Annotated in this window: 13 protein-coding genes; 2 read left to right on the top strand and 11 right to left on the bottom strand. The window is 42.7% G+C overall.

Annotated elements, in window-relative coordinates; all coding sequences use genetic code 11:
* Positions 1 to 37: 37 nt before the first annotated feature.
* The 5 genes from AC57BQ_RS01365 to AC57BQ_RS01345 all read right to left on the bottom strand — a co-directional run bounded on the left by AC57BQ_RS01365 (position 38) and on the right by AC57BQ_RS01345 (position 8692).
* Positions 38 to 1249, bottom strand: a complete 1212-nt coding sequence (locus AC57BQ_RS01365; RefSeq protein ID WP_496404567.1) for a DUF5000 domain-containing lipoprotein — start codon at positions 1247 to 1249, stop codon at positions 38 to 40.
* A gap of 33 nt (positions 1250 to 1282) precedes the next feature.
* Positions 1283 to 3259 carry a RagB/SusD family nutrient uptake outer membrane protein gene (locus tag AC57BQ_RS01360; protein ID WP_496404566.1) on the bottom strand — a complete coding sequence of 659 codons (1977 nt, stop codon included), beginning with the start codon at positions 3257 to 3259 and terminating at the stop codon, positions 1283 to 1285.
* A 19-nt stretch (positions 3260 to 3278) separates the two neighbouring features.
* Positions 3279 to 6791, bottom strand: coding sequence for a TonB-dependent receptor (locus tag AC57BQ_RS01355; protein WP_496404565.1), 3513 nt, complete (start codon positions 6789 to 6791; stop codon positions 3279 to 3281).
* A gap of 186 nt (positions 6792 to 6977) precedes the next feature.
* Positions 6978 to 8123, bottom strand: a complete 1146-nt coding sequence (locus AC57BQ_RS01350; protein ID WP_496404564.1) for a FecR domain-containing protein — start codon at positions 8121 to 8123, stop codon at positions 6978 to 6980.
* A 35-nt stretch (positions 8124 to 8158) separates the two neighbouring features.
* Positions 8159 to 8692 carry a sigma-70 family RNA polymerase sigma factor gene (locus tag AC57BQ_RS01345; protein WP_496404563.1) on the bottom strand — a complete coding sequence of 178 codons (534 nt, stop codon included), beginning with the start codon at positions 8690 to 8692 and terminating at the stop codon, positions 8159 to 8161.
* A 517-nt stretch (positions 8693 to 9209) separates the two neighbouring features.
* On the opposite strand from AC57BQ_RS01345, the gene AC57BQ_RS01340 reads away from it, so the two are divergent.
* Positions 9210 to 12461 carry a family 78 glycoside hydrolase catalytic domain gene (locus AC57BQ_RS01340; RefSeq protein WP_496404562.1) on the top strand — a complete coding sequence of 1084 codons (3252 nt, stop codon included), beginning with the start codon at positions 9210 to 9212 and terminating at the stop codon, positions 12459 to 12461.
* A 62-nt stretch (positions 12462 to 12523) separates the two neighbouring features.
* A complete protein-coding gene (locus AC57BQ_RS01335; RefSeq protein ID WP_496404561.1) occupies positions 12524 to 12820 on the top strand; it encodes a hypothetical protein in 297 nt (98 codons plus the stop codon).
* On the opposite strand, the gene AC57BQ_RS01330 is transcribed toward AC57BQ_RS01335, so the two are convergent.
* The 6 genes from AC57BQ_RS01330 to AC57BQ_RS01305 form a co-directional block, all read right to left on the bottom strand.
* The gene (locus AC57BQ_RS01330) at positions 12784 to 13551 is read right to left on the bottom strand and encodes a LytR/AlgR family response regulator transcription factor (protein ID WP_496404560.1); all 768 of its coding nucleotides are present in this window, start codon (positions 13549 to 13551) and stop codon (positions 12784 to 12786) included. The two genes, AC57BQ_RS01335 and AC57BQ_RS01330, sit on opposite strands and share 37 nt — an antisense overlap.
* 12 nt (positions 13552 to 13563) lie before the next feature.
* Complete coding sequence (locus tag AC57BQ_RS01325) at positions 13564 to 14610, bottom strand: sensor histidine kinase (RefSeq protein ID WP_496404559.1); 1047 nt, start codon at positions 14608 to 14610, stop codon at positions 13564 to 13566.
* A 31-nt stretch (positions 14611 to 14641) separates the two neighbouring features.
* On the bottom strand, positions 14642 to 14998 hold the full coding sequence (locus tag AC57BQ_RS01320) for a DUF2147 domain-containing protein (RefSeq protein ID WP_496404558.1): 357 nt from the start codon (positions 14996 to 14998) through the stop codon (positions 14642 to 14644).
* A gap of 42 nt (positions 14999 to 15040) precedes the next feature.
* Positions 15041 to 15667 carry a hypothetical protein gene (locus AC57BQ_RS01315; RefSeq protein WP_496404557.1) on the bottom strand — a complete coding sequence of 209 codons (627 nt, stop codon included), beginning with the start codon at positions 15665 to 15667 and terminating at the stop codon, positions 15041 to 15043.
* 65 nt (positions 15668 to 15732) lie between these two features.
* Complete coding sequence (locus AC57BQ_RS01310; protein WP_496404556.1) at positions 15733 to 20205, bottom strand: efflux RND transporter permease subunit; 4473 nt, start codon at positions 20203 to 20205, stop codon at positions 15733 to 15735.
* 38 nt (positions 20206 to 20243) lie between these two features.
* Positions 20244 to 21299, bottom strand: coding sequence for an efflux RND transporter periplasmic adaptor subunit (locus AC57BQ_RS01305; RefSeq protein ID WP_496404555.1), 1056 nt, complete (start codon positions 21297 to 21299; stop codon positions 20244 to 20246).
* Between the last annotated feature and the right edge of the window lie 419 nt (positions 21300 to 21718).

Genomic DNA, 21718 nt, shown 5'->3' with positions numbered 1-21718 from the left:
ATTGAAATTAGATTTTAAAAATGCCAGTAAACATTTACTACTTTCCGAATACGGTAAATTCGCTGATACTCATAAAGTATGAACCGGTCCAGTTACGTAAGCTTCTGATCCTGATATATCTGTATGCGCTTAGTCCAGCCGGAAAATCAAATCCCCAGCCATCATGTGCATAATTGTAATCGGCAGTGGTTTCTGTACCTGATGGCGATCCTGATGGTTTTACCACATTACAGGTTACCAGCTTTGTCCAGGAGGCATCCAGGGCTCCGTTCGCATTAGGGCTGTTTGACCCCCATATTTCAAAGTCTCTTAAATTCCCCCTCACATAATATACGTTACCAACTTCGAGGAATGGGTTGAGTATAAAACGGCTTAATGTTCTTTGTTTGCCGAGGTCAAGAGTGACCATTTGCGGGCTGCCTGCGCTCTCTACTGTAAAAAGACAATTTGGCCAGCCGCCGGTAAAGTTTCCATCATAAATTTTGCTTACATCTGTGTATGAATACAAATTCGTGGCATCGCCGGGTAGAATATAAGCGCTCCAGTCTCCTTTAGAGAATTGTTCTTCATAAAACGGTGTAAATTTTAAAAATAAAGTGTCGGAACGATTTAAAAATCTATCCCGTACAAAAAAGGCGTATTTTCTTTCAACAGCCGGCTGATTCCTTATGGATCCCTTTATCAAAACGCTGTTACTGTAAATATTATCCATTCCTTTGGACTGTACAAACAAGCCATTATTAGCAGTGTCAACCAGTGGTACAATGGCCAGGTTACTTTGAGTGAGGTTATCACAAGCCACGTTAAAGCCGCCAAAAGTCGGCGTTACCTTAAGCGAGCGAAAAGCAAGGATATAGGGTGGAGTTAAAGGGGTTACGGTAACATTAACCGGTGCCGAAACTTTTTCGCTTGAATTTACCGCGTATAATTTTACCACATGTGCCAGTGTATCGCCAAAGCCATCAACAATTAAAGTATTGGTGTACTGCGATGCAATTACTTCGCGCGTTTTACCCTGTGAGGTTTCATAAACAGCTTTTACATAAAACAGATCCTTATCGCCTGGAAGTGTGTATATTAAACTGGCCTGGCCATTTTGGTTTTGCACCTGCACATTAGTGACAACTCCAGGGGCGTTGTTATTAGTTACGGTAGGTTTATTGAGTGTTTCCTGCTTGCAGCCAGCTATTATTATTGCTAACAAGCAGATGCAGAAAGCAGCTCGTAATTTCATTATTTCCATGTTCATGTTTTTATTGTTAAACATATTATTGCTATACATTTACCAGTTAGGATTTTGTACCAGGTTTTGATTAACCAACAGGTCGCTTTCCTGTATTGGCCATAAATAATCGCGCGGGATTACAAAATGTCTCAAAAAAATAGATCTTTCACGGTAATACAATTCTGGTGAATTTTCACTGATCGACCATCCTGTTACGTTTCCGTTGAGCTCCTGCCCGGCTGTTTTCCAGCGTAATAGGTCCCAGAAGCGATGCCCTTCAAAGCAAAGTTCCACACCGCGTTCGCGCTGAATAATTGACCGCATACCATCTTTGGTGGTATATTTAGTTGGGTTGATGCTGTATTTTGACCATGATTCCTGCACAGTAGGCAAACCGGCTCTTGCCCTTACCAGGTTGATGTAGGTATATACATCGCCTACAGGTCCCTGTACCTCATTCAATGCTTCAGAATATAGCAGGTATAAATCGGAAAGGCGCATTGCCGGCCAAGGGTAATTGGTATACGTTACAGTTGCCCATTCGTAATGCCAGTTAAGCGCTTTTTTCATATAAAAACCGGCAATAGGTATTGGCGACGATTGACCTACTTCGGCCCCCCGGGCTTTCATCCACCAGGTATTTTCGTCGTTTTTTGTTGGGCTGTTAGCCATATACCATATACCGCGGTCAAATCCCAGGTCGGCGTAATAACGTGGCTCCCTGTCAAAATTAAGCCGGGCTGTGGTTTCACCTTCTTTGATGTTAAAACGTTCGTCATGTGTACCAATCCTTAATTCCGATATATTGCTAAAATCAAGCGTCTTATCCTCATTAATAGGTACCCCATTTTTAGTATAAAACATTTTGGCCATTTTTATGGTAGGGCCAAGCAAAGGGCGGTTTGCTGATCTTGCGGCATCGACATGATCAAAATCATACTGTCCAGCACACATCGACTGGAAAAATGAATTAGTGTTGATGTTATTATTGGCCGTTAATCCCCAGATCAACTCATTATTCCATTTTTCGCTCATCGCGTTTCTGATGCTCATTTGCGTCATGGTTGTTTGATCAAGTGGTACAGTTGGCGCGGGGAAAGTATATAGTTGTATGTTTTGTTGCTGGCATAAATCTATAGCCTCTTTACAGGCTGTAGCTGCGCGTTGCCATTTTTCGGCGCTATAGGTGGAGTTAAATAACTGCTCACCATCCTTATTTTTAAAAGCGTTATAATCCGGGTTGCCATTAAATAACGGGCTTGCAGCAGTTACCAGTAATTTTGCCTTCATACTCAAGGCAATTGGCTTGGTAATGCGCCCCAATTCGCTGCTTTCATTGGTAACTGTCAGTGGTAGCTTTGATGCGGCCAGGTCATATAAACCTGCTATGTAATTAACCACCTCATCAACCGGGCGGCGTTTAACTCTGATCTGGTCTATAGGCGCATCAATAGGTAAATTTTTATCAATGATAGGTATAGGACCATACGCCCTGAACAGGATAAAATGATAATAAGCTTTTAAAAATTGCACCTCAGCTATCCAACGCTCACGGGTGTCAATATTCAGATCGCGTACTTTAGTCAGGTCGCTTACGTTTTCCAGAAAAACATTGCAATCGCGTATGGCCTTATAGTTGGCCGATGCATCCCTGGTGCCGTTCATGAAATTAGCTATCGGGTCTGACGAGTTTTGAAACCCTCTTGGGAGCTGTAACACATTTGTTGGCCTGATGTGTTTTGCCGGGTCTTCTACCCAAACCTCGTCGCTTGCTGTTAAGCCCACATTATAAGTGGGATCGGTTTCTGTTGGTAAATAGGAATAGCAGGTAAATAAATATTTCTCTGCCTCGGTTTGTGACACGAAAGCATTAGCTATGGTGGACACATTATCCGGAACCACATCCAGGAATGATTTTTTGCACGATGATATAGGCAAAACCATTAGTAGCACTACCAGCAAAATGGCAATTTTGCCCTTTACAGCGTAGTTTAATATGGCGTATCTAATTTTTTGTATAAGTTCTTTTTTCATATAACTGATTTAAAAGCTTTTAAAATTCTACCCTTAAGCCTATGTTGAACACCTTTTGAATTGGATACCCCAATCCCGATGTTCCCATTTCCGGATCCCACAGCTTAAAGCTGCTCAGGGTTAACAGGTTTAAGCCATTTACATAAATACGAGCGCTATTCAAATGGATACTTTTAAGTTGGTTCTTGGTGAAATTGTATCCGATCTCTGCTGATTTCAGGCGCAGGAATGAACCATTCCGCAACCACCATGTGGATGTTGGTGATGTTTGTGTCTGACTATTATTTGCCTGTATGTTAGTGCTTAAACGTGGCCAAAACGCGTAAGGATTACGGTTATCTTCTGACCAATGGTCATTAGCTATTGTACTGAGCAGGCCGCTTTGATTGCCCGTGTTGAGACCGTTAGTCTGCAAGCCGCTCACTAAATAAAAAGGAGAAATATCTGCCGAATTGATCACAAAAGAAGACCGTGCCGATCCCTGAAAAAATGCACTGATATCAAAGTTTTTATATCCAACAGAAAAACCAAAGCCGTATATAATTTCGGGCACCTGAGGGTAACCTATCGGCACCACATCTGAGCTGGTTATTTTTCCGTCGCCGTTCATATCGCGGTATTTAATATCTCCGGCTTTATAATCGCCAAAGCTTTGTAATGGCGAGTTGGCTACGTCTTTATCATCAATAAATAACCGTTCTGCAACAAGGCCGTAAATCTGGCTTAGGGAGTTACCCACTTTACTCAGGTATTGCAGGTTAGCAGGATAAACCGGCTCTTCGTTTTTCAACAGCTTACTTTTAGCATAGGTAAGCGTACCGCGCGATTGGATCCAGAAAGAGTTGGTGAAGCTTTTCTTGTAATCCATCGCTATGTCAATTCCTTTACTGGATGACTTGCCCGCGTTTGAGGATATGTCGGCCTGCAAACCCATAGACGAAGGAATGGTGCTCCTCACCATCAGTATATTATCGCGGTATTGCTGATAGGCATCAACTGTTAAGTTAAAATTCTTCATCAGGGTCAGATCCATCCCAATGTTGGTTTGTCGTGATTGCTCCCAGGTGATGTTTTGGTTTTCATAACGATTGGTAACCACGCCGGGCCTGCCATATGCATAATTGGTACCAAACTGACCGTTGTAGCCCTTATTTAAATCAACATCAGACAGGTAGAAGAAGCGGTCTTCCGGCTTTCCTATCTGGTCATTACCCACCAAACCATAGGTGAACCTAAATTTAAGATTATCTATAGTTGACAGCAGTGGCTCAAAAAACTTCTCGTTTGATACCACCCAGCCGGCACCTACAGAAGGGAAAAATCCGAAACGGTGATTACTTGCAAAACGTTCGGAACCGTTATAGCCAAAATTAAATTCAAACAGGTAACGGTTATCATAACCATAAGTAAACCTACCCGATACACCCTGGTTGCGCGATGGTAGTGATAACTGTAATGTTTTGGCATTACCGGTAAGATAATTGCGCATGGTACCGATCAACAATCCGCTGACAGCGTGTTTTTGAGCAAATGTGCGGTTGTAGTTTACCGCCGTTTCAATATAGGTTATAGAGTTAGAGAGATTTAACGCCGGATCTTGATTATAAGTTAAATACTCGGTTGGCGTGTCACCTATGCTACTACCTACCAATCCATTGTTAAGTAATGTTAAACCATTAAATTCACCGTTAAATACATTGGATTGATAATAATAAGGGCTATATTGACGCGAAACTGTGAAGTATGAATAACGGGTTGTATATCCCATTACCCTCGCAGATAAACCTTCGGTAATAAAATCAAACTTTTGGTTTAAGTTTAATTGTGCTGTTAGTGTACTGGTATTCGAACTTTGGAAACCAGATAAGGATTTGGCATATGGGTTCATATATAGGCCACCGCCAGGGATAATAGCATTACCAAAAAGCGGGTGATTTACATACGGTAATAAACTGCCGGGATAAATTGCCGGGAACGCTACCGGATTACTCCACAAAGCGTTTAAAAAAGTGTAGCCTCCGCCCCCGATAGGCCCATGATAACTATCAAACTGACCTTTTAAACTCACTACAACTTCGGTGGTTTTGGTAAGGTTTAAAGTTGTGTTTGATAAAAGGGAATAAGATTGAAGCTTAATGTTATTGCTGAAATTGTTCAGGCTATTTTCTGCCAGGTTGCCGTTGTCAATATTATAAGTCATGGCTAAGTAGTACTTGGCTTTTTCTGACCCGCCATTGGCATTCATGTTGAACCTTTGGTTGCTTGTTTTAGTTTTAATAAGCTGCTTGATCCAATTATTGCTTGGGTATAAAAGCGGATCGTCGCCATGAGCGGTATGGTCAATTTTATTTTGCGAATAGGGCAAGGCGCCCAGCGGGTTGCGGGTTAACACGGCCTCATTGGCAAGGTTCATATAAGTAATATTATCAGCCAGATCAATGTTTTTGATATTGGATGATGTTGAATTTTCCCCACGCACATTGAATTTAACCGCACCTATATCACCTCGTTTAGTGGTCACCAGGATTACGCCGTTTGCCCCTCTTGCACCATATAATGATGAGGCCGTAGCATCTTTGAGTACCGAAAAACCGGCTATATCATCGGGCTGTAAGCGCGCAAGATCTGTAGTGGCCGATTCAATACCATCTATCAGTATCAGCGGATCAACTTTACCCGCACCAAATGTGCCTACCCCCCTTATAAAAAACTGCGCGTTATCGGCTCCAGGCTCACCGCTTCGCTGGTACGATATCATTCCCGGTACCACACCAGCAAGCATGGTGGTCAGGTTACTGGATGGGCCCTTAAGCTGCTTAGGGTTTACGGTAGTAATGGAGCTTACCAGGCTTACCTTTTTCTGGGTACCGTAAGCCACAACGGCAACTTCCTCAAGCGCATTTTTATCGGCCCCCATTTGCACGTCTATTTTATAAGTTCCGCTGGCCGACAAGGGATAATTGGTAAGTTCAAACTCCTGACTTTTTGAGCCTACAAAGGAGAAAACGACGGTTGTTATATTGCTCCCTTTTAAATTAAGGGTGTACTTTCCATCGGCATCCGATTGCGTTCCGATGCTGGTTCCTTTAACTTTAACACTAACCCCAGGTAGTGTAAGCCCTTTATCATCGGTAACAGTACCCTGTGCTTTTTGGGGAACCACCGCATGTGTGGGTTCTTTTTGCGGCGTAACGGGTATTGCCGCGGGTTCGTTTTTTTCAATCACAATAAGCTGGTCCCGGAGCACATAACTCAGATTTTTACCTTTTAGCAGTACGCTAAAAACATCCTTTAGCTCCGCATTTTTAAAATCTACTGAAACCAGTTCCTTGTCGTTTAAAAGATTGTTGCTGTAAAAAACGGTTAGGCCCGTTTGTTTTTTGATTGATTTAAATACCTCAGCTAAGGTGATATTAGCCTTTTTGAGTGTTATTGGTCCCGTGCTTTGCCCATATACGGCAGCATACCGGGTTACCAATAATAGAAACAGAACGGACAGTATTATCCGCCGGCAGAATAAAATTTTCTCCATATTTATTGGGTTGATAATTTGGTTTCTACTAAGACCTGTTCTTGAAAAAACGGGTGAATGGAAATAAAAAAGAATGCCTTTTTATATTTTTATCAAACAACGGAGGCACGGCCAAAGCCCGGCAACGATACCGGCAAGCACCTGAAAACCGATCTATTGAAATTGTCGTTTTATATACCGGCCGTTCTATTTGATACGTAAAACCCCATCTTTAAAAACGGTCTTTACTCCGGCGGATGCCTGTATGTTTTGAATAAAAACCTCGACGGGCTGGTTTTTCAGGATAGCACCGCTAAATGCTTCATCGGCTTTTACAGGATCGTCAAAAACGACCCTTACATCAAACCAGCGCAACAGCACCCCGCTTATATCGTGTAGTTTGGTGTCATGGAAATAATAAATATCATGCATCCATGCCAGTTCTATATCCGCATCAAACGGCCGGCTTAAAAAACCTGTACCCGGTGCATAAACAGCCTGATCGTTTGGATGTAAGAATAATTTTTGATTATGCTTGTCACTGGCACTTACAGAGCCCTCCACCAGTGAGATTGTGGTTATGTTGGTTTTATAGGTATTTACATTAAACTGGGTGCCCAGTACTTTCACATCTGTTTGGCCCGTATGAACAACAAAAGGATGTGTGGCATTTTTTGCTACCTTGAAAAAGGCCTCTCCCTCTAAGTAAACCTCCCTTGTTCCCCCGGTAAATGCAAAGGGAAAGCGTAGCTTTGATGCTGAATTTAACCAAACCTGGGTACCGTCAGATAAAACGATCTGATAGTTTAATTTAGGCGGAATTACCAGCGTGCTCCACTCCTGCGTTTGATGATTGCTGAGCTGATAGCTTAAGCCATTGGCGCTTTTTTTTAAATGTGCAGACGGGATATTGATCACATGTTTAGAAGTGTCAGAAAGATCAATTCGCTGGCCATTAGCCACCTGCAGCTCTACGACCGGATTCCTTTTCGATTTTTTTGTGACAACTACGTTATGAACTGGTTCTGATTGCCAGTAATACCCAACAGTGATAACCGCACAAAATAATGCAGCTACCGAGAGCCATTTGATAAAACCTGTCCGCCTGAACTTAATAGACCTCATATTTGCCATCTGGAGATCAATTTTACCCCAGGCCTTATCTTCATCAAGATTATCAAAAAATGTTTGGGCTTTATCTGAGTTTAGTACCTGCTGCATCTCCCGCCACATGGCCTCCACCTCCGGATCATCTTTTATAGCCTGTTCAAGCAAATTATTATCGTTCTCGCTTATGGTGCCCGCAGCCTGCTCGATTATTAATCCTTGAATATACGCTTTATTGTAAGTCATTACTTGTTAGACCTGATTATGTATAAAAGGGTGAACTATTTACCGTTTTTTAACCCTTTTCTCAAAGTTTTTATCCCCAGCTTTAAATGTGTTTTCAGCGAGTTGATGCTGATCCCCATTTCAATGGCGGCATCTTTATATTTTTTATTTTGATAATGAACCAGCGTAATGGCCTGCATCCGTTGTACCGATAGGTCTGCCAATATTTTATCGGGATAAACTTGCGGTACAAACACTTCTTCCTCTTCCTCAATTTCGGAAAGTGTATACTGATACTCCACTAATTTTTTTTGTGCAACAGACTCCTTTTCAACTTTTTTCAGGCAACGGTTCCTAATGGCTATACATAAATAAGCTTTTAACGATGAATTAATATTCTTATACAGTTGCCTTTCCCAAAAATCAACAAAAAAAGCCTGAACAATGTCTTCGGCCTCCATTTCATCACGCAAAATATAAAAAGCCGATACATTAAGCAGTTTGTAATATTTTTTAAATAGTACTTCGAAGGCCTCCCAATTCCCCGTTTTTAGCTGCTCAATAATTTGAGCATCGTTCAAAATTTCCATGAAGTGGTCTTAACTGGTTAAAATAAAATAGATTGAGCTATCTGTTGAAAGCTAATGTATAAATTTTTATTGTCAAAATAACAATTAAATAAAATATTCAGGACTAGACATTTTCAGGAAATAAAACCCTCTAAAAAGAATGAAGTCAAATAATCAAGTCGTCTCAATTAATCAAAAAACAGCCAATTAAGTTATATTTTAGCTTTCTGTGCTATTTATTAAGCCATTATTTTTGTTTTCATTTCCTGTTCCCTATTTGTATATTTGAGATTTAAATTAGTGTTATTATAACAATAATAACACTAAAGGTATTTGATTTACCCCTCTGATGTCGTATCAGATAACAAAGGGTGGTTTCAACCGCATTGAATTAAGATTAATAAACCATTATACACGAAAGTTCCGCAAGCTGCATAAATTGTCCACTTGGAATAAAAATGTCAGGGAAAGTGTTTCCATGACAAACAGACTAAGGTTATGCTTTATAAGAATTATTAGAAATCCTGTGACCGATGAAATGAATAAGTTTCTGATTGCTTTTTGTCTTTTGTTATTTTTTAACGGCCGGCTGAATGCGTCGCCTCCTACCCTGGTTACGCCTGAAAACCCCAGATGCGAACTCTTGACAAACCCGGCCGGGATCGATATACTGCATCCCGGTTTGAGTTATGTTTTGCATGCCAAAAGTCCTGGTGCCAGAAATGTCGCGCAAACCGCCTATCAAATATGGGTATCCAGCACGCCGGATTTTAAAAACGGCGGAGATCTGTGGGATTCAAAAAAAGTAATGAGTGATCAAATGGCTTACATCGTATACCAGGGAAAAAGCCTAATATCCGGGCAAAAATACTGGTGGCGGGTAAGGATCTGGGATCAGGCCGGTCATCAGTCTCCCTGGAGCCAAACGGCTAACTGGACTATGGGTATCCTGAATAAAAAGGATTGGAAAGCCAGCTGGATCAGTGCCCCAGGAGCAGAAAAATATGCATTGAGCCCGGTAGGTTTTAAATCCGTCGATACCCAATCAGCAGATGCAACCAAATGGGTTCAGGTTGATCTGGGTAAGTCTTCATCCTTTGCTGAAATAACATTGTATCCCATGTTTTATGCAGATCAGGCAGGTTATGCCTTCCCGGTAAGATATAAGGTATCGGCTTCTAATGATCCCTCTTTTCAAACAGCAGCCATTATAGCTGATTTTACCAAGGAGGATTTTAAGAATCCCCGCTTTTCAGCAGTTCACCTGCCGGCAAATGGAGCTGCTGGCAGATATGTACGCATTACCGCAATCCGGCTTGCCCGGAAAGCGGTCGGTTATTCCTTTGCGCTGCGACAGATCGAAGTAATTTCAGATGGCAAAAACATAGCTGCCGGTAAACCCGTTGATGCCTCAGACAGCGACGATAGTAATGGATTTTCCAAAATAAACCTTACAGACCGGGTAAGCGATTATCAAGATTTTCCGAATTATTCCTCCATGCTTTTGCGGAAAGACTTCGGGGTGAAACCCGCGCTTATCCGTGCAATTATTCATATCAGTGGTCTTTCTCAATACGAGTTGACCATTAACGGCTGTAAAGTTGGTGATTACCTGCTCACACCTGGATGGACTGATTATCGCAAAACAGTTTTGTATGATACCTACGATGTTACCCGCCAATTAAAAAGTGGGGCAAATGCCATTGGCATCATGTTAGGTAACAGCGTTTACAATATACAACCCGATACCACAAGGTATGTCAAATTCCTGACAACGTTTGGCCCCGTCAAAGCCATTGCACAGCTAAAGTTGGAATATGCCGATGGCTCAGAGCAAACGGTGGTAACGGATAAAAGCTGGAAAGCATCGCCCGGCCCTATAACTTATTCCAATTTATACGGTGGTGAAGACTTTAATGCCAATCTTGAACCTACCGGATGGAATAAAGCGGGTTTTATTGCGGGTAAACACTGGGTACCTGCTTTGGAAATTTCGGGCCCTGGCGGTATTTTTAAAGGCCTTTCAGCAGCTGCCCCTCCTGTAAAAGCTATTGACACTATTGCGCCTGTTAAAATAACTCATATTAACGACCATGTCTGGATCTACGATTTTGGCCAGAATGCCTCCATGATGCCGGCGCTCCGGGTTAGCGGCCCAAAAGGATCACGGGTACGTATGATACCATCTGAGCTGTTGGGTGCAAATGGACTGGTTGACAGGCGTTCTGCGACGCAGGATGGTGTTAGGCCAGCCTGGTGGGAATATACCCTGTCCGGAACCGGAAATGAGCAATATTTTCCTAAATATTTTTACCAGGGGGCCCGTTACCTGCAGGTGGAGTTATATACAGCGAAACAGGGCGAGAATTTGCCAAAAATTGGTCAGCTAAATGATGTAATTGTTCATTCATCTTCGGCACCAACTGGTAGTTTTGAATGCTCTAATCCATTGTTCAATAAAATTTACAGCCTGGTACGCTGGGCACAGCGCAGCAATATGATGAGCCTGATGACCGATTGCCCGCAGCGTGAAAAAATGGGCTGGTTGGAACAAAACCATCTCAATGGCCCGTCATTAAGATATAATTTCGATATGGCCCTGCTATTCAGAAAAACCATGAACGATATGGCGGATGCACAGTTAGCTAATGGATTTGTTCCTAATATTGCTCCGGAATATTTTATAGCCGGTTCGTCCGATTTAAGCAACGCCATGAGAAACTCACCGGAATGGGGGAGCTCCTTTATTATCGTACCCTGGCAGCAATACCTATTTTCAGGAGATGTTTCCCTTTTGGAGCGTTATTATGACCGGATGAAGAGATATGTTGAGTTTTTATCCAACGAATCTGCTGGTAACATCATACATACGGGTTTGGGTGACTGGTATGATATCGGCCCGAAAGAGCCCTGGGGTTCGCAGTTGACGCCCGTATCCTATACAGGGACGGCCATATATTACTACGATAACTGGATCATGTATCAGATCGCTAAAAAACTGCATAAAACTGCAGATGCCCAAATGTATAAAAATGCATCAGAACAGATCCGCATGGCTTTTAATAAAGAGTTTTACAAGCCTGAAACGGGTACCTATTCAACCGGTTCGCAAGCTACCAGCGCCATGGCTCTTTTCTTCAATTTTGTTGACAAAAAAAATCGGGGCCTCCTGTTAAATAAGCTAATTGATGATATTCATGCTCATCAGAATAGTTTTACAACGGGAGAGGTCGCTTACCGTTTCCTGCTTATGGCACTGGCGGATAACGGTCGCTCAGATATTGTTTATGCCATGAACAATCAGGACGACAGGCCCGGATACGGTTATCAGGTTAAGATGGGGGCTACCAGTCTTACCGAAAAATGGGATGCAGGCGTGGGTAATTTTGGTTCACAAAATCATTTTATGTCCGGCCAGATCAATGAATGGTTATTCAACAACCTGGTAGGGATCAGTCCAGCAGAAGACGGCCCCGGTTTCCGTAAGTTTCTCATCAAACCTGACTTCCTGAGTGATTTAGCCTGGGTTAAAGGCAGTTTTGCTTCTATAAGCGGAGATATCAACATAGCGTGGAGGAGGATTGCCGGTCATTTAGAACTGGATGTAGTTGTCCCGGAAAATACCCATGCCCTACTCTACCTTCCGGCGTCGAATCCCAAACAGATCTTTGAGCATAACAGGCCTGTATCAAAATCTGTGGGAGTCCAATTTTCCAGATCAGAAAATAGGCAATTGATATATGCCCTGTCATCTGGTAAATACCATTTCCGGGTAAAAACACCTAACTAAATCTCCGGACTGAATTATACTATTTTTGATTATAGAAACCAAGGCACAACACTTTATCACTTATGAAAAAAACATCCTATCTTTTTATGTTTTCCTGCTGCCTCCTATTGGGCAGTATCTCTGCAAAAAAGCTGACTGACCAATGCCTACAAGGTTGGAAGAAGCTGTTTAACGGCACAGACATTACCGATTGGTTTGTCAAGATCAATCACCACCTGGTCGGCGAAAATTTCGGAAATACCTTTCGGGTGGAAGATGGCATGATCAGGATCAGCTATAGACCAGAACTCGACTCAGAAAAATGGATAAAATCCCCCTTTATTTACAAACCGGATTGGTCTAACCATTTTTTCAACTGACCTGACTTTTCTCTGCTCATGAGGATGCCTTCATCCAAAGCAGGCGACAGCTCAATTTTTAGCTGCCCGTTAAAGGATTGATGGATCTTATGAATGGATTTCAGTGAAACAATAAACTGACGGCTGATCCGGAAAAAGGTTTCCGGGTCCATTTCCTTTTCCAATAACTCCAGCGTCTGGTCTATCATATACCGTTGTGACTGATGGGTAACCAGGAATGTCGCCTTATTTTCCGAAGTAAAATAAGCTATCTCATCTGCCATCACCAGTATATACTTGTCCCGATAGGCAACTAAAAACCGGGAACGGCAGATCGGTTGTTTTGCCTGCATACTTCTGATCAGGCTCAACATACTTTCATTACTTCCTAATCCTGAAATTGACTTTGCTTTAGCCATACTTTTTTCCAGTTTATCGGGCTCCAGTGGTTTCAGCAGATAATCTACACCGTTGACTTCAAAAGCTTTTAACGCGTATTCGTCATAAGCCGTGATGAAGATAACAGGGGCCGTGATGATGACCTGGTTAAAGATCTCGAAACTCAAGCCATCAGTAAGCCTGATATCCATAAAAATAATATCTGGTTGTTCATTTGATTTCAGCCATTGGATACTAGCCTGGACTGTTTGAAGGATCGCTGTTATGGTAATATTCCTGTCTAAAGTATGAAGCATTTTTTCGAGCCTTTGTATGTTAGGGAGCTCGTCTTCGATGATTAAAACATTGGGCATGGGAATTTATTTTTAATTATTCAAATTGATCAATGATATCTCTACCCTGAAAAAGTGGCCATCATCCGCGATGGCAGGTGCCGGGCTGTTCAGTAAACGGTATCTTTCACTTATATTCTTAAGTCCCATTTGTGTACTATGTTCGGGTATAGATTTTGACATTTTATTGTTCTCCACCACCAGTGATTTACCATCAGGAAAGTAAATGTGAATATTCAGCGGTGATTCCGTACTGAACACATTATGTTTGATGGCATTTTCTATCAGCAATTGCAGCGTCAAAGGGGGCAAGCCGGAAAGGGCGGCTCGACCGACTTCATCAATCCGGACATTAATACCGTTCCCATACCGGATCTGATATAAAAACAAATAAGCTTTTATAAATTCCAGTTCCTCGGTTAAAGGTATCACATTCCGCATCCTGTTCGTTAGCATATACCGGTAAATGGACGACAACTTGGCAACATAGGAAACAGCCGTAGATGGCTGATCTTCTATTAACGCGGTTACGATGCTCAGGTTATTAAAAAGAAAGTGCGGGTCAAGCTGTAATTTCAATGCATCGAGCTGTGCTTGAGTAGTAAGCTGCTCCATTTCCAGTGATTTCAATTTGGCATCATTCCAGCGGTAAAAGAAATATTCTGCAGCAAAAACGGCGGTGATCAGTAAAGAAAAAATCACACCGACAATAACAGTTTGCCTGAACATCAGCTCATCATAACCGAAATAGTGAGGAAACTTAATCCTAAAAAACAAACTAAGCACCAGGTAAACAATAATGACGTGTAATGAAAACTGAATACCAAACCTGCTTTTGATGCGCCCATCCCAGGCGTACCATTTATTAAGCCAGGCGGTCAGCTGGATACCTGTCTCAAAGAGTGCGGTTGCATAGGCTACAGCAAATAGAAATTCCAGGATAAAATCACCGAACGCATAATACCGCCAGCTGTTAAAAATACGGTCAGGAGGATTAATCAACACCATGATCAGGTATAAAACCAATCCGAAACCGGGATAACCATATATCCTGTATAACCGATAGCTGTGTTTATGCATATGCTAAAATAGACAGAACTATGTGAAATAATCAATTTACCCTTGTCCAGGTTTCATCAAAGCTCAGGAAACCCCACTTTACTTTCAGATTCAATTGGGTACCTGAATCATTGATCGTAAAACGACCATGATAAGTTTTGCTGTCTTTCGGGTCGATCACGATACCTTCGAAAACCTTTTCAGTCGTTGATTTCAGCTCTTTCGCAATGATCTTATTATTATTGCCTTTGTCCTTTTCTGTTTCAGCGCTGATCTGCCTTGCTGTAAACACGGCCCCTTCGGAATAAAATTCAATAATATCTTTATCCGGGGTTTTCCACTTGCCAATAATAGCCGCCTGTTGGGCACGGGAAATGAAACCGAAAAACACTGAAAAAATTGTGGTCATTAAAATTTGTTTGTACATGGTTATAAAGATTTAAATGTTTATTTATAAAGGTGCTTTGATACCGATCATGGCACTAATCCCGCTCAGATGGGTACTTGATTTATTGGGAAGTTGGGGTATCGTTGATCCTTGCCCCTCCAGGAAAAATATAAATGATTTGGATACTTTGTAGTTGATCCCTCCGCCGGCATTGATATACAGGTAAGTACCCGAGAAGGTAGTATAATTAACCGTATTGGATGTGTTAACGAATGATGTAGCCGGTACATCGATAAAAGATGCGCCAGCGCCAGCCAGAATAAATGGCTGCCAGCGGCCAAAACTATGTTGATAACCGAAGGCCAAACCCAGGTTTGTGCTGTTGGCTTTGGCATCAATCAGTGAGTTTACAGCTTCAAACTTGCTTTGCGACTTGAAATTAACCGTGGTTTGGCCGAATTGCAGTTTGGCAAAATAATTTTGATAATAGTTGAGCTGAAGAGTCGTCATGGCATTGGAGCCGGTCAGCGTTTTTTGACCTTTTACCTGATCATAGGGGATAAAAAGGCCGACTGAGCCGCCAAAATCCAGGTACAATTTCCGTGCAGTAGGGTCATCGTTGCTTTGTGCACGGGCGGTGGATGCTAATGCGCCGATAAACATCAGCGTAAAACAAAATTTAATTTTCATAAGGGGATTAATTGATGCCGTAGTATTATCGGCGATTTGTAAGCATTCAAACTGTTATAAAAGATCTATAGAATGTTGCCTGTTGCTTTGTAATATCCGGCAACCGCGGTGAGGTATTCGAAAACACTTTGGGTATAGTCGTTGTCCGCCTGTACTAACTGCAGTTCAGCATCAGCCACATCGCTATATTTGGCAAAGCCTTTTTGCCATCTGGCCTGGATAAAGGCCAATGCCTGTTCCCTCGCAAACCGGATATTTTGCTGCCCTTTTATTTTTTCGGTGTTTTCTATGATGGTCAGGCGGTTATTACGAACTTGCAGATTCGCCTGATTCTCCATTAAACTACGTTCGGTGCTCACCTGTTCCAAAGCAAGCTTGCTTTGTTTGACCCGGGCATCGGCACGAAAACCGGTGAAGATGGGAATAGTGAGCTGTATGCCTACGTAAAAACTGTTGGGTACATTGTAGCGGCTGAAATTGAAATTATCTGACTGCGCCTGCAAAGAATACTGGCTTACAAAGGCCAGTGATGGCAAATATTTTGACTGCTCATTTTCAACCTGCTGTCGGGCAATTTGCTTTTTCCAGTCATTGACCTTCAGATCCGGGCGTTTACCATGGTCGAGTTGCACACTATCATTCAGGACACTCCGCTGTTCGCCTAATAACGCTATCCCGATAGTATCGGTGAGTTCCAGCTCTTTGTCCAGCGACAGATTTAAAAGAGATTTCAGGTAATTACCGGACTGTTTTACAGCTGTTCCTGCTTTACCACAGTTAATCTTCATCAGTTCTACATTACTCCAGGCATTCAGGGTGTCACTTTTATTGGCATAGCCCTTACCAAATAACTGGCGACTGTCCTTTAAATTACGTTGCGACCGGTTCAGAGCTGCATTGGTCAGCAACTGGTTCTGCCGGGCGATTAAAATATTGAAATAGGCTTTCCGGATCTCATCTGCCAGTTCCCAACGGCTCAACTCCACATTGGCATTATTCAATCCTTCATTTAGATGGGCCGTCTTTACATTTCCGGCAATCTCCTCATTAAAAAGCGGCATACTAACGTTTATATTTCCGTTATAGGCGTTTTTGGCAGAGGCATTTATCGGTTGCAGATTTTTGTCATCATAAGTGATCTGCGAAGCGGCGTTGATACCGAATGTAGGGAGAAAGAAAACCGCCGGTTTTAGATTCCGAACGTATTCTACCGTGATGCCAACCTGTGGATACTGATAAGACTGTGCCTCTTTTAAACCATATTTGGCCTTCTGCGCATCAATCTCTGCCAGTTTAATCTGCTGATTGGCACTCAAACCGATGGAGACGGCCTGTTTTAAAGAAAGCGGGACGTTCTCCTGTGCATGGACGGCACCAATACCATTAATTCCCAGCAACAAGCCTATCATTACAGGTATAACTGTTACTTTTTTTACAGACAGCCTTTGCCACAAATTGCTCAGGCTCGTTTTTAGCCTCATCATTGTATTGTACACCACCGGTACAACTACCAGCGTAAGAAACATACTGCTACTGAGTCCGCCGATCAATACCCAGGCGAGGCCACTGCTGAATGCAGACGAAGCGCCATTGGCCAATGCCAGCGGTAACATACCGATCACCATAGCCAGTGTAGTCATCAATATCGGCCGGAACCTCGCTTTACCTGCTTCTATCAGAGATTCGTTGACCTGATCAAGGCCAGTATCGTCTTTTAAAAGATCGTTGGTTTTATCTACCAGCAAGATTCCGTTTTTAACCACCAGCCCCATCATCATGATCAAACCGAAAATGGAAAATACGTTCATAGACCTGGCGGTAAGGGCCAACGCCAGTAAGGCACCTGAAATAGCCAGCGGTATGGAAAAAAGGATCACAAAAGGGAACAGCCAGTTATTATAAAGGGTTACCATGATCAGGTAGATCAGGGCAAAGGATACCAACAAGGCAAGGCCCAGGTTAGTAAAAGAATCATCCTGTAGCTCCAGATCACCTTCATATAGAACTTTGACATCTTTACTCAAACTAAGTTTTGCTATTTCCTGTTTAAGGTCTTCACCCACGTCGCCTACCGGTCTGCCGGAAACCTGTGCCAGCAAAGTGATACTGGGTTGCTTATTCCTTCGCTCAAGACCTGAAGGACCGGATTGTGGAACAACTTTGGCAAACTGGCTTAAATATACTAACTGGTTATCCGCATTGATGAACGTAAGCTTCATCAGCTGGTCTGTTTTATTGCGATCGCTGACATCCAACTGTATCCGGGTATCCGTTTCTTTATCCTGATCTCGGAATTTAAGCTGGTCATTGCCATAAACGGCCATCCGCATCGCGTCGCCTACCACCTCGGTGTTTAGACCCAGTTTGGCCATCTGGTCACGATCTGCTACGAGCTTCATTTCAGGTTTACCCGATTCGGAAGATAATCTTGGACTAACCAATCCGTTGACACTACGAATGCGGTCAAGGATAATAGATGCAGCTGTATTTACGCTGTCCCGGTTGATTCCTGTTATCAGTAATTGTACCGGCGCTTCGTTGGCACCGAATAGGCCGATAGGCGAAACCCGGCTTTTGACACCCGTGACTTCCATAGAAAGAGCCTTTAAATCTCTGGATAGTTGCGACAAGCTTTTCTTCCGTTCGGTTGATGGTATCAGCGACACGTTGATCGTTGCCAGGTTCGAACTATATTTTTCATTAAAACCATCATTCTGGTAGCCGGTATTGGAAAACACCTTGTTAATCTCCGGAATAGTTTTTAATTTATTTTCAATGACGCGGACTGTTGAATCAGTTTCGGCCAGTTTAGTGCCGGGCTGCAGGTCAACGAACAAGGATAGTTCTCCTTTGTCTGCTGCCGGAAGAAACTCTGTTCCAACCGTATTGGAGGTTAGGAGCGTTAAAGAACCACCGAGAATGGCGATTGCTATCAGACCGATAACGATTTTGTGGCTAAGCCCCCAGGTTAGCAACCTGCCATATCCATCTGTAAGATCATGTATTCTTGCTTCAAACCAAAGACCTGCTCTGCCGAAGATCGTTTTTGTACTTAAATGTTCCAGCTTGGCAAATCTGGATGCAATCATGGGTGTCAATGTAAAAGAAACCACCAGGCTCGACAAGGTAGAAACCACAATGACCAGTGAAAACTCCTTGATCAGACTACCCACCAGTCCGGGCACCAGCGCCATAGGCAAGAATACCACGACATCCACCAGCGTAATAGATAATGCCGCAAAGCCAATTTCGTTACGACCGTCCAACGCGGCATCCCGCTTATCTTTGCCCTTTTCCAGGTGATGGTAAATGTTCTCCAGCACCACTATGGAGTCATCTACCAGTACACCTATCACCAAGCTCATGGCCAACAAAGTCATCAGGTTGAGCGAATAATCCAATGCATACATCATGATAAAGGCACTGAACAATGAGGCCGGTATGGAAACCATAATGATCAGCGAGTTGCGGATACTGTGTAAAAACACCAACATGACCAATGCTACCAGCAGAATGGCTATACCCAGGTCATCATATACCTGGTGCGCTGCTTCCAGCGTAAACTCGGAGCTGTCCTGGGCCACATTGAACCTGATCTTTTTACCGGCGTATTCCTGTTCGATCTTTTGCAGTTCTTCCCGTACAACTTTAGTGACCTCCGCCGCATTGGCCCCGGATTGTTTGTTGATAAACAGCGCTATAGACGACTGGCCGTTAAGGCGGCTACTGACCTCTTCGTCCTTATGGCTGATCTGTACCATAGCCACATCCTTCACGCTCAGGTTACTGCCGTCGGGATAATTCCGGATCTTTAAGTCTTTTACCTGGTTAGTATCTGTCAGTTTACCGCCCAGTTTAACACCAAACTGCGCGTCCTTATCCTTGATCGTTCCCACGGGATAATCGGTATTTGCTTTCCTGATCGTTTCATAAAGATCGGTTATGGATAATCCGTTGCTGATCAGTTTGTCCTGTTTAGCCAGTACTTTGATCTCTTTTGGAGTGCCTCCAAGTATCTTTACTTTACCTACACCCTTTACCTGGGCCAAACGGGGCTTTAGCCGGTTATTTACCAAATCATATAATTCGGTTGATGAAATGGACGCGGTTACGGCCAGTTTTAACACCGGCAGGTCGTTCACATTGAATTTCTCTAATACAGGCGCTTTGACACCCTCTGGAAAATCTGATAAGGTACTATTTACAGTACGCTGCACTTCCTGCATAGCCTGGTCGGGGCTCGCATCGGCCATAAATTCAATGGAAACGACAGAAAGGTTATCTGCTGATAAAGAATTTACTTTTTTGCTTTTACTTACACCTGAAACAGCATCTTCAATTTTTTTGGTGACACTATTTTCCACATCCTCGGGCGAAGCACCCGGATATGCTGTGATCACAGTAATAGTTGGTGTGGCCAGGTTAGGCAACAATTCATATTTTAAGTTCTGGTAGCTGATGATACTTAGGCCGCCCAGGATCAGAAAGAATACGATGAATAAGATCGGCCTTTTAATAGCCAGTCCGGTGATGCTCATAAAATTAAATTTGAGTGATTAGAAAAAGATGGAGCCTTTTATTGCTGAACAGAAAGCCATTGTAATTTTTTTCCGGGCCCTACATTAAGCAAACCCGATGTCATTACGGTATCTCCTACTTTTAGCCCGTGGGATACGCCCAGGTAAGTATCATATTCTTTTCCCAGTACAATAGGCGCAAGCACCGGATGGTGGGATTGGTGGATCAGGTAGACAGCAACCTGCTTTTTATCACTGCTTAAGGCGGTACGGGGTATCACTAATACCTTTGTTCGTTTGCCTTCATCAAAAACAACAGATACATTCATCCCGGCTAACAACTTTTGCGGTTTGTCGTTAATAATCCTGATTTCGACCGGGAATGTTTTGGCCGCCGATGCAACGGGTATGATGGCGGACACCTTGCCGGTAAAGATTATTCCGGGATAAGCATCCGCTCGCACCGTTACCATAACCCCTATTTTAAGCCGGGCAACTTCATTTTCCTGTACAAATACATTAACCAATACCTCATTCAGGCAGGCTATGGAACCCAACGCTGTGCCTGGCGCAACGTATTCACCCTGGTTTATTTTTTTTTCTATAACTGTCCCGCTTTCCGGAGCCAGTATCAAGGTTTGCCCAACCTGCTTTTTGCTGATATTTAGTTGAGAAGCGGCATTCTGCATCTGTAGCCTGGCGTTTTCCACTTCCGCTCCGGAGGCATTACCTGATTCCTGAAGTTCCTTCAGTTTGGCATAATCACTTATGGCTTTGTTATAGGTATTCTCGCTGATCTGATAGGATGAAAAACGTGTTGACCTGTCTACCTTAACCAAGGTTGATCCTTTAGCCACCCTACTCCCTTTTTCAATAGCGGAATAAACAACTTTACCATCTGTTTCTGCTGTTAACGAAATGGTTTTTCCTGCTTCCACAGTTCCTCTGTACGTATAGGCGTCTGAGAAACTCATTTCTTTAACTAAAGTTGCCCGGGCAGCATAATCGACTGTTTTGAGCTCCTGTTTGATTTCATTTTGAACAGCCTCCTGATTGCTGCTTAGCTTGGCCATGACACCTACCAGCATCAGGGTCGCAACCCCTATGAAGAGCATTGATTTATAGTATTTTTTTATGAAATTCTGGTACATCTTGCAAACTTTTGATGCAAAAATGTACCAGTTTAAAGGTCTATTTTATTTTAACTGACCGAGTTGACAGAATGGGGCACTGAATATGTTATAACGGGAACTGAAATGATGGTTTTGAAATTTATTGCTAGTAAATACAAATTACTGATGAAAGAAGATAACGGATTCGAAAGGGGCCGCTAATAATGTTATTGAGAAGTTTTTTACAATTTGAAATTTCCACATGCTTTGGTTTTCTTAGTTTTGAATAGTTCGTTACGTAACGCTTCACTACATGTGGCTTTCGATCATACTTTGTTTAACACAATACTCAGGAATTTTCGCTTTTAAACAAAAAACCTTGAACCGATAATATACTATTTGATATATTTTAACAACTTTGT

The organism is Mucilaginibacter sp. BGA-UO-ETr-C110, from assembly GCF_059567985.1.
Note: the sequence above shows the minus strand (reverse complement) of the source record. Positions and strands in the feature narration are given on the sequence as shown.